At 65.6% G+C, this 12899-nt stretch carries 14 protein-coding genes; 7 read left to right on the top strand and 7 right to left on the bottom strand.

Annotated elements, in window-relative coordinates:
- Positions 1 to 4: 4 nt before the first annotated feature.
- Genes thrC through AB6807_RS02045 form a run of 4 tightly spaced genes read right to left on the bottom strand, consistent with a single transcriptional unit; the run spans position 5 to position 5040 of the window.
- The gene (thrC, locus tag AB6807_RS02060) at positions 5 to 1420 is read right to left on the bottom strand and encodes a threonine synthase (RefSeq protein WP_371083313.1); all 1416 of its coding nucleotides are present in this window, start codon (positions 1418 to 1420) and stop codon (positions 5 to 7) included.
- Positions 1417 to 2739, bottom strand: a complete 1323-nt coding sequence (locus AB6807_RS02055; RefSeq protein ID WP_371083312.1) for a homoserine dehydrogenase — start codon at positions 2737 to 2739, stop codon at positions 1417 to 1419. The genes thrC and AB6807_RS02055 overlap by 4 nt, the downstream gene beginning before the upstream one ends.
- A gap of 55 nt (positions 2740 to 2794) precedes the next feature.
- Positions 2795 to 3811 (bottom strand): DUF1176 domain-containing protein, encoded by a 1017-nt coding sequence (locus AB6807_RS02050; protein WP_371083311.1) that lies wholly within the window; start codon positions 3809 to 3811, stop codon positions 2795 to 2797.
- Positions 3808 to 5040: a pyridoxal phosphate-dependent aminotransferase gene (locus AB6807_RS02045; RefSeq protein WP_116907909.1), complete on the bottom strand. Its 1233-nt coding sequence runs from the start codon at positions 5038 to 5040 to the stop codon at positions 3808 to 3810. Before AB6807_RS02045 ends, AB6807_RS02050 begins: the two co-directional genes overlap by 4 nt.
- Before the next feature lie 156 nt (positions 5041 to 5196).
- Between AB6807_RS02045 and AB6807_RS02040 the strand changes: the two genes are divergently transcribed.
- The 7 genes from AB6807_RS02040 to AB6807_RS02010 all read left to right on the top strand — a co-directional run bounded on the left by AB6807_RS02040 (position 5197) and on the right by AB6807_RS02010 (position 10560).
- The gene (locus tag AB6807_RS02040) at positions 5197 to 5580 is read left to right on the top strand and encodes an Mth938-like domain-containing protein (RefSeq protein WP_116907910.1); all 384 of its coding nucleotides are present in this window, start codon (positions 5197 to 5199) and stop codon (positions 5578 to 5580) included.
- 151 nt (positions 5581 to 5731) lie between these two features.
- Positions 5732 to 6208 carry a peroxiredoxin gene (locus tag AB6807_RS02035; RefSeq protein ID WP_007830801.1) on the top strand — a complete coding sequence of 159 codons (477 nt, stop codon included), beginning with the start codon at positions 5732 to 5734 and terminating at the stop codon, positions 6206 to 6208.
- Between the two features lie 210 nt (positions 6209 to 6418).
- Complete coding sequence (locus AB6807_RS02030; protein ID WP_371083310.1) at positions 6419 to 8275, top strand: PhoH family protein; 1857 nt, start codon at positions 6419 to 6421, stop codon at positions 8273 to 8275.
- A gap of 161 nt (positions 8276 to 8436) precedes the next feature.
- Positions 8437 to 8817 (top strand): VOC family protein, encoded by a 381-nt coding sequence (locus tag AB6807_RS02025; protein WP_371083309.1) that lies wholly within the window; start codon positions 8437 to 8439, stop codon positions 8815 to 8817.
- Between the two features lie 6 nt (positions 8818 to 8823).
- Positions 8824 to 9273, top strand: coding sequence for an EVE domain-containing protein (locus AB6807_RS02020; protein ID WP_116907913.1), 450 nt, complete (start codon positions 8824 to 8826; stop codon positions 9271 to 9273).
- Positions 9274 to 9296: 23 nt separating this feature from the next.
- Positions 9297 to 9746, top strand: a complete 450-nt coding sequence (locus AB6807_RS02015) for a GyrI-like domain-containing protein (protein WP_371083308.1) — start codon at positions 9297 to 9299, stop codon at positions 9744 to 9746.
- A 58-nt stretch (positions 9747 to 9804) separates the two neighbouring features.
- Positions 9805 to 10560, top strand: a complete 756-nt coding sequence (locus AB6807_RS02010) for a helix-turn-helix transcriptional regulator (protein WP_371083307.1) — start codon at positions 9805 to 9807, stop codon at positions 10558 to 10560.
- Positions 10561 to 10566: 6 nt separating this feature from the next.
- On the opposite strand, the gene dnaB is transcribed toward AB6807_RS02010, so the two are convergent.
- From dnaB to rpsR, 3 genes are all read right to left on the bottom strand, one after another.
- Complete coding sequence (gene dnaB, locus AB6807_RS02005; RefSeq protein WP_116907916.1) at positions 10567 to 11973, bottom strand: replicative DNA helicase; 1407 nt, start codon at positions 11971 to 11973, stop codon at positions 10567 to 10569.
- A gap of 178 nt (positions 11974 to 12151) precedes the next feature.
- Positions 12152 to 12604 (bottom strand): 50S ribosomal protein L9, encoded by a 453-nt coding sequence (gene rplI / locus AB6807_RS02000; RefSeq protein WP_116907917.1) that lies wholly within the window; start codon positions 12602 to 12604, stop codon positions 12152 to 12154.
- 12 nt (positions 12605 to 12616) lie between these two features.
- Positions 12617 to 12898, bottom strand: a complete 282-nt coding sequence (rpsR, locus tag AB6807_RS01995) for a 30S ribosomal protein S18 (protein WP_007830781.1) — start codon at positions 12896 to 12898, stop codon at positions 12617 to 12619.
- Position 12899 lies beyond the last annotated feature (1 nt).

Genomic DNA, 12899 nt, shown 5'->3' with positions numbered 1-12899 from the left:
GTGCTCAGTCACAGTTTTCCGCGATGTAGGCCTTCACGGCTTCGGCGTCGGCCGGCAGCTTGACGACGCGCTTGGGCAGCGCCTCGATGCCTTCGAACTTCTTCGGCCGCTCGGGCTCCTGGCCCAGCGCCTCGACCAGCGTGGCCGCGAACTTGATGGGCAGCGCCGTTTCCAGCACCACCATGGGCACGCCGGGCACGAGCTGTTCGCGCGCCGCCTTCAGGCCGTCGGCGGTGTGCGGGTCGACCAGCGTGGCGAAGCGCTTCTCGGTATCGCGGATGGTGGCCAGGCGGTCGGCGTGCGTGCTGCGACCGCTCTTGAAGCCGAAGCGTTCGGCGGCCTGCTTGAATGCCGGGTCGGCGCTCAGGTCGAAGCTGCCGTTCAGGCCCAGGTCTTCCACGAACAGCTGGCGCAGCTTGGTGGCGTCGCGTCCGACCAGGTCGAACACGAAGCGCTCGAAGTTGCTGGCCTTGCTGATGTCCATCGATGGGCTGGAGGTCTCGTGCGTGTCGACGGCGCCGCGCACGCGGTAGATGCCGGTGCGGAAGAACTCGTCGAGCACGTCGTTCTCGTTGGTGGCGACCACCAGCGTCTGGATCGGAAGGCCCATCATGCGCGCCACGTGGCCCGCGCAGACGTTGCCGAAATTGCCCGAGGGCACGGTGAAGCTCACCGGCTTGTCGTTGCCCGCGGTGGCCTGGAAGTAGCCCGCGAAGTAGTAGACGACCTGCGCCAGCAGCCGCGCCCAGTTGATCGAGTTGACCGTGCCGATGCGGTACTTGCGCTTGAAGCCCAGGTCGTTCGAAACAGCCTTGACGATGTCCTGGCAGTCGTCGAACACGCCGGTGATGGCGATGTTGTGGATGTTCTCGTCCTGCAGGCTGAACATCTGCGCCTGCTGGAACGGGCTCATGCGGCCGTCCGGCGAGGTCATGAACACGCGCACGCCCTTCTTGCCGCGCATGGCGTACTCGGCCGCGCTGCCGGTGTCGCCGCTGGTGGCGCCCAGGATGTTGAGCTCGGCGCCGCGGCGGGCCAGTTCGTACTCGAACAGGTTGCCCAGCAGCTGCATCGCCATGTCCTTGAAGGCCAGCGTGGGGCCGTTGGACAGGGCCTCGAGGTACACGCCGTCCTCGAGCTCGCGCAGCGGCACGATCTCTTCGGTGCCGAACACTTCAGCCGTGTAGGTCTTCGCGCAGATCGCCTTCAGGTCGACCGGCGGAATGTCGTCGATGTACAGCGAGAGGATCTCGAAGGCCAGCTCGGCATACGGCAACGCGCGCCACCTGGCGAGCGTGGCGGTGTCGACCTGCGGATAGGTCTCGGGCAGGTACAGGCCGCCGTCAGGCGCCAGGCCCTCGAGCAGGATTTCGCAGAAGCGCTTGCGGTCGGGATGGCCGCGGGTGCTCAGGTAGTTCACTTCAACTCTTCCTTGCGGATACGCACGATGGGTTCGAGCACGGTGGGCAGCGCCTGCAGTTCGGCCAGCACGTCGTTGACGGTGCCTTCGCGCGCGTCGTGCGTGAGGATGATGAGGTCGGTCTGCGTGGAGCCCTCGCCGCCCACTTCGTCGGCCTCGCGCTGCAGCACGGCGTCGATGCTGATGCCCGCGGTGGCCAGCAGGCCCGTCACCTTGGCGAGCACGCCGGCCTGGTCGGCCACGCGCAGGCGCAGGTAGTAGCTGGTGACCACCTCGGACATCGGCAGCACCTGCAGGTCGCTCATGGCGTCCGGGTGGAACGCCAGGTGCGGCACGCGGTGCGCGGCGTCGGCGGTGTGCAGGCGGGTGATGTCGACCAGGTCGGCAATGACCGCGCTGGCCGTCGGTTCGCTGCCCGCGCCCTTGCCGTAGTACAGCGTGGTGCCCACGGCGTCGCCGTGCACCACGACCGCGTTCATCGCGCCTTCGACGTTGGCCAGCAGGCGCTTGGACGGCACCAGCGAAGGGTGCACGCGCAGCTCGATGCCCTTGGTCGTGCGCTTGGTCACGCCCAGCAGCTTGATGCGGTAGCCGAGCTGCTCGGCGTACCGGATGTCCTGCGCGGCGAGCTTGGTGATGCCCTCGACATGGGCCTTGTCGAACTGCACCGGAATGCCGAACGCGATGGCGCTCATCAGCGTGACCTTGTGCGCGGCGTCCACGCCTTCGATGTCGAAGGTCGGGTCGGCCTCGGCGTAGCCCAGGCGTTGCGCCTCCTTCAGCACGGTGGCGAAGTCCAGGCCCTTGTCGCGCATCTCGGACAGGATGAAGTTGGTGGTGCCGTTGATGATGCCGGCGATCCACTGGATGCTGTTGGCCGTGAGGCCTTCGCGCAGCGCCTTGATGATCGGGATGCCACCGGCCACCGCGGCCTCGAAGGCCACCATCACGCCCTTGGCATGCGCCGCCGCGAAGATTTCGGTGCCGTGCACCGCGAGCAGCGCCTTGTTGGCGGTGACCACGTGCTTGCCGGCCGCGATGGCCTCGAGCACGAGCTGCCTGGCGATGCCGTAGCCGCCGATGAGCTCGATGACGATGTCGATGTCGGGGTTGGCGATGACTTCGCGTGCGTCGGCAACCACCTTCACGCCTTCGCCGGCCACTTTGCGGGCGCGGGCGGTGTCGAGGTCGGCCACCATGGTGATCTCGATGCCGCGGCCGGCGCGGCGCTTGATTTCTTCCTGGTTGCGCTGGAGCACCTTGAAGGTGCCGCTGCCGACCGTGCCTGCGCCGAGCAGGCCTACTTGGATGGGTTTCATTGGGAGAGTCGAGTTCATGGCGTTCATGGTTTGAATGGGGTGGTGAGCGGCGCGATCACGGCGCGGTCACGACGCGGCTGACGTGGCGCGGCAGGTTCCAGGCGCCGCCGGGAAAGTCGCGGCACAGGCTGTCGACGGTGGCGCCGGTTCGCACGAAGCCCCTGCCGTCGAAGTGCCAGGTTTCGGTCGACACGCAGTCGCCGATGCCGCGGACCTTCATGACCGAGGAGACGCTGGCGTCCTTGTCGTCGAAGTCGCCGTTGGCCTCGAGGGCCGATGGCGAATAGGGCGGCTTGTCGTTGGCGATCCAGAGCTGGCTGGTGGAGTTGTAGGCCCCCACGCTGCATTCGAGCGACAGCAGCACCTTGCTGTCGGTCAGGCGGTGGACCTGGAGCGACTTGGCCTGCACCGCGTCGGTGTTGTTGCACGGGCCGTCGGCTTCGCTCAGCTTGAGAGACGGAAAGATGCGCGCCGCCAGGGCGTCGTCGCCGGGGCGCGACTTGACGGGCTTGAGCGCATGGAACACGGGCATCGGCAATGCCGCCAGCACGGCGGATTCAGGCTTGCTGCCGCGGCGCACCAGCGCGCCCGGCGTATCGACGCGGCCCTGGGCTTCATCCATCTTCAACAGCACGGCGTTGAGGCCGGAAAGGGAAAGCACCCACTTCTTGCCGCCGCCGGCCGTGAGGGTGGCATCGTCGCTCTTGAGCAGTTCGGGCAGCACGGCGCGAACCTGGCTGGCGTCGAGGCTGGGGGAGCCGCCTTCGAGGCCGGACACGGTGGCCTTGCCGACCTTCACGCGCAACGGGCCCTTGGGCTCTTCTTCGCCGCCGGTCTGCAGTTCGATCTCTACCGCGGTGTTGGGGCCGGCCTTGCGGGTGATGCGCATCGACACCGGCTCGCCGTCCTGCTGGTAGCCGGCGGCGCGGCAGGTGCGCGTGTTGTCGCAGGCCAGCTCCCAGTCGTTGTGGGAAAAGGAGACCGGCCGCGTCTCGGCGGCTCCCGCTGCGATGGCAGCCGAGGCGGACAGTGCCGCGAACGACAGCACCGCGGCAAGGCAGGCGGGCTTCATGGGCGCGTCTTGCGGCGCAAGCGGTACTGCTCCAGGAACTTCGCGATGCGGTTGATGGCCTCGCGCAGGTCGTCCTCATGGGGCAGGAACACGATGCGGAAGTGGTCGGGCGTGGCCCAGTTGAAGCCGGTGCCCTGCACCAGCATCACGCGGGTTTCCTTCAGCAGCTCGAGGAAGAACTGGCGGTCGTCCTCGATCGGGTAGACCTCGGGGTCGAGCTTGGGGAACATGTAGAGCGCCGCGCTGGGCTTGACGCAGCTTACGCCCGGAATGGCGGTGATGAGCTCGTAGGCCAGGTCGCGCTGGCGGCGCAGGCGCCCGCCGTCGCACACAAGGTCGTTGATGCTCTGGTAGCCGCCCAGCGCCGTCTGGATGGCCCATTGACCGGGCACGTTGGCGCACAGGCGCATGTTCGAGAGCATGTTCAGGCCCTCGATGTAGTCCTGCGCGCTGCGCTTGTCGCCCGACACCACGAGCCAGCCGGCGCGGTAGCCGCACGAGCGGTAGCTCTTGGACAGCGAGTTGAAAGTCAGCGTGAGCACATCGCTCGACAGGCTGGCAATGGCGGTGTGCTTGACGCCGTCGTACAGCACCTTGTCATAGACCTCGTCCGCGAAGATCACGAGGCCGTGCTCGCGCGCGATAGCCACGATGCTCTTGAGCAGTTCGTCCGAATAGAGCGCGCCGGTCGGGTTGTTCGGGTTGATGACCACGATGCCCTTGGTGCGCGGCGTGATCTTGGCGCGGATGTCGTCCAGGTTGGGCATCCAGCCATTGGCCTCGTCGCACAGGTAGTGCACCGGGGTGCCGCCCGAGAGGCTGGTGGAGGCGGTCCACAGCGGATAGTCGGGGGCCGGCAGCAGCAGCTCGTCGCCGTCGTCGAGCAGCGCGTTGGTGGACATGGCGATCAGCTCGCTGGCGCCGTTGCCCAGGTAGATGTCGTCGAGCGTGACGCCCGTGATGCCCTGCTTCTGCGTCTCGTGCATCACCGCCTTGCGCGCGGCGAAGACCCCCTTGCTGTCCGAATACCCCGCCGAATTCGGCAGGTTGCGGATCATGTCCTGCTGGATTTCCTCGGGGGCATCGAAGCCGAACACGGCAAGATTGCCGATGTTGAGCTTGATGATCTTCTGGCCGTCCTCTTCCATCTGCTTGGCGGCGTCCATGATGGGGCCGCGGATGTCGTAGAGCACGTTGGCCAGCTTGGCCGATTTCTTGAGCTGCTTCAAAGGGCCCTCCCGGGCGCGAATTAACGGGTTGAAACGGGTTGCTTACTCGGAGTTACAGGCCGCCGGAGGCCGCGTCCAAAGATCCAGGGGAAAGCCCTTTCGAGCCCCTTGGCACCAGGGAAAACCTATAATTTGACCACAGTTCCCAGTGCCCAGATGAAGCTCCAGCCTGACAAATCCGACGCCCAATCCCTCACCGCACACGGCCCCGGCTGGGTGGCGATCAACAACGAAAAAGTCGAGGGCAGCGTCGTGGTCGGTTCGCGCGGCGAGCGCTTCGAATGGCCCTGCAAGAGCTTCGACGACATCGGTGCCGCGCATTTCGAGCAACTGGCATCGCTGGGCGCCGAATTGATCATCTTCGGCAGCGGCAATCGCATTCGTTTTCCCCAGCCCGCATGGCTGCGTCCGTTGATGGCGCAACGCACCGGCGTGGAGACCATGGACACCGCCGCAGCCTGCAGAACGTACAACATATTGGCCGGCGAAGGCAGGCACGTGATCGCCGCTCTGCTGGTCGAGAGTGCGTCGGGCGGCTGAGCGCCGCGTTTTCGGGGTAAAATACTAGGTTGCGAACAGGCCCGCTACCCCAAAGTTAGCAACGACCAATCTTTCATTCTTCGAGCAAGCCCCGTCTGAAAACGTGGCGAGAGGGCTCGGAGAACGGAATCTAACGGAGAAAACAAGTTTCATGGCGATCGTTGTCAACAAACCCATTCCTGAATTCGACGCCAACGCCACGGGCGGCCTCAAGGTCTCGAATACCTCGCATCTCGGCCACGTGCTGGTCATGTACTTTTACCCGAAAGATAACACTCCGGGTTGCACGACCGAAGCGATGCAATTCCGCGACCGCTACAAGGACTTCGAAAAGGCAGGCGCCACGGTCTTCGGTGTGTCGCGCGACAACATGAAGTCGCACGACGAATTCAAGGCCAAGCTCGAACTCCCCTTCGAGCTCATCGCCGATACCGAAGAAAAGATGTGCCACATGTTCGGCGTGGTCAAGAACAAGATCATGTACGGCAAGAAGGTCAAGGGCATCGAGCGCAGCACCTTCCTGATCGGCGCCGACGGCATCCTGAAGGCCGAATGGCGCGGACTCAAGGTCCCCGGCCATGTCGACGACGTGCTCAAGGCCGTCAAGGCCCTCAAGAAGGCCGCCTGAGCCTTGCACCGGGCGCCGGGCTGTTCTTTTGCACCGCGACGTGGGGATTGCCCTACGCGGCGCGTAAAGAGCCTCCGGCGCGTCATCCGGGGTATGCATAATGGCCTCATGCCGTTGAGCTCCACGACCGCATCCCCCGAACAAAGCCGCCTTGGTCAACAGGCGGCTTTTTCGTTTTCTGGTTCCCACCTTCTGCGAGCGACCTGACCCATGCCATTGCCTCCCGCCCCCTCGAAACGCGCTGCATTGCTCTCGCCGGACGCTCTCGACGCGCCCGCGCGGCCCTCGCACAGAGGTTCGCGCCGTGCCGGCGATTCGCGCGATGACGCCTCCGCGAAAAGCGGACCGCAGCCACTGGAACTGTTCGACAACCTCGGCACCGAAGGCGGCGGCGACGCTGTCGCGCGTCCGGCACGCCGCGCCAAGGCCAAGGCAGCGCCGGCGTCTGCCCCGGCGACCGCACCCGCCCGCGCACCCGTGAATGCGCCCGTCAGTGCACCTATCAGCGCACCTGTCAGCGCACCTGTCAGCGCACTCGTGAGCGCACCGCAGCAACCCGCCGCCGTGCAGGTCGAGACGCGAGTCCCCACGCCCTCCCCGGCACCGGTCGCCGCGCCACAGACCCCGGCACGCACCAAGCGCAGCAAGTCCGCCGGCCCGGCCAAGCTGTTCGTGCTCGACACCAACGTGCTGCTGCATGACCCGATGTGCCTGTTCCGCTTCGAGGAGCACGACATCTTCCTGCCGATGATCGTGCTGGAAGAGCTCGACGGCCACAAGAAGGGCACCACCGAAGTCGCGCGCAACGGTCGCCAGACCAGCCGCACGCTCGACGCACTGGCCGGCGCACAGGACGCCGACATCGACAAGGGCCTGAAGCTCGACACCACCGGCCATCGCGAAGCTGGCGGCCGGCTGTTCTTCCAGACCGCCCCGCTCGACTACTCGCTGCCGGTCAGCCTGCCCCAGGGCAAGGCCGACAACCAGATCCTCGGCGTAGTGCAGGCCCTGCGCGATGAGTACGCCACCGACAAGCCGGGCAAGCCCAAGCAGGAAGTGGTGCTGGTGTCCAAGGACATCAACATGCGCGTCAAGGCGCGCGCGCTGGGGCTGGCAGCAGACGACTACCAGAACGACAAGACGCTGGAAGACGGCGACCTGCTCTACGCCGGTTCGCTCGCCCTGCCGCCCGACTTCTGGACCCGCCAGAGCAAGACCGTCGAGAGCTGGCAAAGCGGCAGCACCACCTTCTACCGGATCAGCGGTCCGCTGGTGCCCAACCTCTACATCAACCAGTTCGTGTTCTTCGAGGCGCCCGGCGAGCCGAGCATGTACGCGCGCGTCACCGAAATCCGCGACAAGACCGCGGTGCTCAAGACGCTCAAGGACTACAGCTCGGGCAAGAACGCGGTGTGGGGCGTGAACACGCGCAACCGCGAGCAGAACTTCGCGATGAACCTTCTGATGGACCCCGAGATCGACTTCGTCACGCTGACCGGCACCGCCGGCACCGGCAAGACGCTGATGGCGCTGGCCTCGGGCCTCACGCAGGTGCTCGACGACCGCCGCTACACCGAGATCATCATGACCCGCGCGACCGTGAGCGTCGGTGAAGACATCGGCTTCCTGCCCGGCACCGAAGAAGAAAAGATGGGTCCCTGGATGGGCGCGCTCGACGACAACCTCGAGTTCCTGGCCAAGGGCGACGGCGGCGGCGCCGGCGAGTGGGGCCGAGCGGCCACCAACGAGCTGATCCGCAGCCGCATCAAGGTCAAGAGCATGAACTTCATGCGCGGGCGCACCTTCCTGAACAAGTACGTGATCATCGACGAGGCGCAGAACCTGACGCCCAAGCAGATGAAGACGCTGATCACGCGCGCGGGCCCGGGCACGAAGATCATCTGCATGGGCAACCTGGCGCAGATCGACACGCCGTACCTCACGGAAGGCTCCTCGGGCCTGACCTTCGCGGTCGACAAGTTCAAGGGCTGGCCGCACGGCGGACACATCACGCTGGCACGCGGCGAACGCTCGCGCCTAGCCGATTTCGCAAGCGACGTGCTCTAAGCCGCGTATCGAACCCGAGGGTTCGAACCGCCGAAGCCCGCATGCTCCACGGAGCATCGCGGGCTTTTTTTCGCCCGCCATGACAGGCTACTGACAAGACGTTGTCAGTAGCCGGGCCGCACCATCAGGGCTCCTTCAACAGACACGAAAGAGAGCCCTTCATGCAACAACAAAGCGCCATCAGCTGGTTCGAGATTCCGGTTGCCGACCTCGACCGCGCCCAGGCCTTCTATGAAACCGTGCTGGACCGCGAGCTGCGTCGCGAAAGCATGGGCGGCGACGCGCTGGCCGTGTTTCCCTATGAGCGGCCCGCCACCGGCGGCGCCCTGCAGGCAGGCGCCAGCCCCACCGCGCGTGCCGGCAGCAGCATTCGCATCTACCTGGACTGCGCGCCGAACAGCATCGACGGCGTGCTCGCGCGCGTCGAGGCGGCCGGCGGGCACATCGTCGCGCCCAAGTCGGCATTGCCGCCGGGCATGGGCTTCATCGCCCACATGCGCGACACCGAAGGCAACGAAGTCGGCCTGCACGCGCTGAGCTGATCCGCCATGGCCCAACGCAACTGGATCGCCGTGGCCAGCGCCGAGCACGCCAGGCGTGGGCGCGACCACCGCCCGCTCGGCTTCATGCAGGTCGGCCACGGCAAGCACGCGCCGCTCAAGCGGCTTGCCGCGGGCGACCGCGTGGCCTACTACTCGCCGGCCACGGTGTTCAGCGGCACCGACAAGCTGCAGAGCTTCGTGTCGATCGGCATCGTTCAGCCCGGCGCGCCCTACGAGTTCGACATGGGCAACGGCTTCGTGCCGTGGCGTCGTGACGTCGCTTATGCACACTCGCACGAGGCGCCGATCGCGCCGCTGATCGAGCGGCTCGCGTTCATCGAGAACCCCAAGCTGTGGGGCTACAAGTTTCGCTTCGGCATGTTCGACATTTCAGACGCCGACATGAAACTGATCGCCGAGGCCATGAAGGCCGACCTGAAAATGCTCGCACTTTGATCGCACTTCGAGAAAGAGAAAACATGGAACCTACCCGTCAACACCAGGACGCCTTCAGCGTCGCCGGCATTTCGGTGCGCACCACCAACCGCGAGGAAGGCAACCCGGACACGGCGCGCATCGGGGCGCTGTGGCAGCGCTTCTTCGGCGAGGAAACCTATGCAGCGACGCCGCATCGCACCGCCGACACGCGCATCTTCAGCGTCTATTCGGCCTACGAATCGGACGCGCATGGGGCCTTCGACGTGATGGCGGGCGTGGCGGTCTCGGGCGGCACGAACAGCGTGGCCATCGAGGCCGGCGACTACCTCGTGTTCAACGGCCAGGGCGAAATGCCGCACATGGTGATCGCCACGTGGCAGCGCATCTGGCAGTATTTCGAGGCGCACCCGGAAGTCGTGCGCACCTACCGCAGCGACTTCGAGGCCTACGAAGGGCCGGACAAGGTATCGATCCACATCGGCGTTTCGTGAGCAACCCGAAGCGCTCGATCTCCGAAGACATCGCCACAAAACTCTCCTTGCCACGTTGATGCGCCGCGCCGATCGCCTCTTCCAGCTCGTGCAGCTCATTCGCGGCCGCCGCCTGACCACGGCCGCCTTTCTGGCACAGCGGCTGGAGGTGTCCGAGCGCACGGTGTACCGCGACGTGGCCGACCTGCAGCACCAGGGCGTGCCCATCGAGGGCGAGGCCGGCGTCGGCTACCGGCTGGGCGCGGGCTTCGAGCTGCCGCCGCTGATGTTCACGCAGGACGAGGCTTCGGCGCTCGTGGCCGCGGCGCGGCTGGCGCAGAGCTGGGTCGATCCGGCGCTGGCACGCGACATCGAGAGCGGGCTGGGCAAGATCCTGTCGGTGCTGCCGCCTGCGGCGCGGGTTTCCGCCGAGGCGCTCGCCCTCTACGCCCCCGCCATGGGCCTGGACGACGCCCTGCGCGCGCGGCTGCAGACGCTGCGCGAAACGGTGCAGTCGCACCACAAGCTGCGGCTGCAGTACCACGACGTGTCGGGCGATGCCAGCGAGCGCACCGTGCGGCCGCTGGGCTGCTTCTATTGGGGCAAGGTCTGGACGTTGTCGACCTGGTGCGAACTGCGCAACGATTTTCGCGGCTTTCGCGTGGACCGCATGGCCGCGATCGAGGTGCTGCCGGAGCGCTTTCGCGACGAACCGGGCAAGACGCTGGCCGACATGCTGCGGCAGCTGAAGGCCGAGACGGTGCAGGGAAAGATCGTGCCGCAAAAGCCGCAAGACCCGCCGCCGTGGTCCGACACGGCGGCCAGCGGCGGCTGAGCCCGCTCAGTACTCGTCGTTGTGGCTGTAGCCGACCAGGTTCTCGAACTTGGTGATCGGCTTCAGGAACGCCAGCTTGATGGTGCCGGTGGGGCCGTTACGGTGCTTGCTGATGATCACCTCGGCCACGCCCGGCTCCTTCGACTCCTTGTTGTAGTAGTCGTCGCGGTAGATGAACATGATGATGTCCGCGTCCTGCTCGATGGCGCCCGACTCGCGCAAGTCGCTCATCATGGGGCGCTTGTCGGTACGGCTTTCCACCCCGCGGCTGAGCTGCGACAGCGCAATCACCGGGCACTTCAATTCCTTGGCCAGCATCTTCAGGCCGCGCGAGATTTCGCCCACGGCCGTGGCGCGGTTCTCGTCGCCCGAACTGCTGGTCGACATGAGCTGCAGGTAGTCGACCACGATCAGGCCCAGGCGCCCGTACTGGCGCGCCAGGCGGCGCGCATTGGCGCGCAGCTCGCTGGTCGACAGGCCCGGCGTTTCGTCGATGTGCAGCGACACGGTGCGCAGCTTCTCGATGGCTTCGGTCAGGCGCGGCCACTCCTCGTCGCTGAGCTTGCCGGTGCGCAGGTGGCCCTGGTCGATGCGGCCGATGGAGCCCACGATACGCACCGCCAGCTGGGCGGCACCCATTTCCATCGAGAACACCGCCACCGGCAGCCCCTCTTCCAGCGCCACGTGCTCGGCGATGTTGATGGCGAGCGAGGTCTTCCCCATCGACGGGCGCGCGGCCAGCACGATCATGTCGCCCGGCTGCAGGCCCGAGGTCATCTTGTCGAAGTCGTTGAAGCCGGTGCGAACGCCCGTGATGTCGTTCGGGTTCTCGGCCATCTCGGTCACGCGGTCGAGCAGCTCGACCACCAGGGCGTCCATGCTCTGGAAGCCCTGCTTCATCCGCGTGCCTTCTTCGCCGATGTTGAAGATCTTCTGTTCGGCTTCGTCCAGAATCTTGTCGACGGCCTTGCCCTGCGGGTTGAAGGCGTTGGTCGCGATCTCGTCGCTGGCGGACACGAGCTTGCGCAGGATCGAGCGCTCGCGCACGATCTCGGCGTAGCGGCGGATGTTGCTCGCGCTGGGCACGTACTGCGCGAGCGAGTTCAGGTACACCAGTCCGCCGATGTCGTCGGCCTTGCCGAGGTTCTGCAGCTGCTCGTAGACCGTGATCACGTCCGCCGGCTTGCTGGCGTTGATGAGCCCGCCGATGGCCGCGTAGATCAGCTTGTGTTCGTGGCGGTAGAAGTCGCCGTCGACCAGCAGGTCACCCATGCGGTCCCAGGCGCCGTTGTCGAGCAGCAGGCCACCGAGCACGCTCGATTCGGCCTCGATGGAATGAGGCGGAATGCGCAGCTTGGCAACTTCGCGATCGGCCGACGGGTTGTTGTCGGCATAGGAAAAAACGGCGGCCATGGACTTCCCTTGCAACCCTGCATGCTAAGCCGCGCACGCGAATGCGTGTGTGGACAAGGTTGTGAATAAACGGTGATCTTCCAGTGCAATCGGCTGGAAAACTCGGGTGCGGAAAAAGAAAAAAGAAAAGCCGCCCGAGGGCGGCTTTTGCTGCAGCGCACAGAGGCGCTGAGAACGATCAGGCGGTTTCGCCGTAGACCGTCACGGTGATGTCGACCACCACGTCGGTGTGCAGGGCAACGCTCACGGTGCTGTCGCCAACCACCTTGATCGGGCCGTTGGGCAGGCGCACTTGCGCCTTGACGACCTTGTAGCCTTGCTTGTTCAGCTCTTCGGCGATGTCGCCGTTGGTGACCGAACCGAACAGACGGCCATCGACGCCAGCCTTTTGCGTCAGCTTGATGGTCGTGCCACCGAGTTTTTCGCCTTGGGCTTGCGACTCGGCCAGCTTGGCGGCCGCAGCCTTTTCGAGTTCGGCACGCTTGGCTTCGAATTCGGCCTTGTTGCTGGCGGTGGCGCGGCGGGCCAGACCCGTGGGGATCAGGAAGTTGCGTGCGTAGCCGTCCTTGACCTTGACGATATCGCCCAGGGCACCGACGTTGACAACCTTGTCCAGAAGAATGATTTGCATGGTCAGGGCTCCTTAGACGCGGTGCTGGTCGCTGTACGGCACCATGGCCAGGAAGCGCGCGCGCTTGATGGCGGTGTTCAGCTGGCGTTGGTAGATCGCGCGCGTGCCGGTCAGGCGCGCGGGGATGATCTTGCCGTTTTCGCTGATGAAGTCACGCAGCGTGTCGATGTCCTTGTAGTCGATTTCTTCGACGCCAGCGACGGTGAAGCGGCAGAAGCGCTTGCGCTTGAACAGCAGCGACTGGGTGTTGCGCTTCGGGCGCTTGTCTTTGTTGAATTTCTTGAACGTGGCCATG

Origin of the sequence: Variovorax sp. RCC_210 (assembly GCF_041355175.1) — a bacterium.
In the GTDB taxonomy this organism is placed as follows: Bacteria; Pseudomonadota; Gammaproteobacteria; order Burkholderiales; family Burkholderiaceae_C; genus Variovorax.
This window is presented reverse-complemented; position numbering and strand designations above follow the sequence as displayed.

Excerpts from the sequence above, each read along its gene's own strand:
- AB6807_RS02055 (WP_371083312.1), bottom strand. The coding sequence starts at position 2,739 with ATGAAACCCATCCAAGTAGGCCTGCTCGGCGCAGGCACGGTCGGCAGC.
- AB6807_RS02050 (WP_371083311.1), bottom strand. The coding sequence starts at position 3,811 with ATGAAGCCCGCCTGCCTTGCCGCGGTGCTGTCGTTCGCGGCACTGTCC.
- AB6807_RS02040 (WP_116907910.1), top strand. The coding sequence starts at position 5,197 with ATGAAGCTCCAGCCTGACAAATCCGACGCCCAATCCCTCACCGCACAC.
- AB6807_RS02035 (WP_007830801.1), top strand. The coding sequence starts at position 5,732 with ATGGCGATCGTTGTCAACAAACCCATTCCTGAATTCGACGCCAACGCC.
- AB6807_RS02030 (WP_371083310.1), top strand. The coding sequence starts at position 6,419 with ATGCCATTGCCTCCCGCCCCCTCGAAACGCGCTGCATTGCTCTCGCCG.
- AB6807_RS02025 (WP_371083309.1), top strand. The coding sequence starts at position 8,437 with ATGCAACAACAAAGCGCCATCAGCTGGTTCGAGATTCCGGTTGCCGAC.
- AB6807_RS02020 (WP_116907913.1), top strand. The coding sequence starts at position 8,824 with ATGGCCCAACGCAACTGGATCGCCGTGGCCAGCGCCGAGCACGCCAGG.
- AB6807_RS02015 (WP_371083308.1), top strand. The coding sequence starts at position 9,297 with ATGGAACCTACCCGTCAACACCAGGACGCCTTCAGCGTCGCCGGCATT.
- AB6807_RS02010 (WP_371083307.1), top strand. The coding sequence starts at position 9,805 with ATGCGCCGCGCCGATCGCCTCTTCCAGCTCGTGCAGCTCATTCGCGGC.
- dnaB (WP_116907916.1), bottom strand. The coding sequence starts at position 11,973 with ATGGCCGCCGTTTTTTCCTATGCCGACAACAACCCGTCGGCCGATCGC.
- rplI (WP_116907917.1), bottom strand. The coding sequence starts at position 12,604 with ATGCAAATCATTCTTCTGGACAAGGTTGTCAACGTCGGTGCCCTGGGC.
- rpsR (WP_007830781.1), bottom strand. The coding sequence starts at position 12,898 with ATGGCCACGTTCAAGAAATTCAACAAAGACAAGCGCCCGAAGCGCAAC.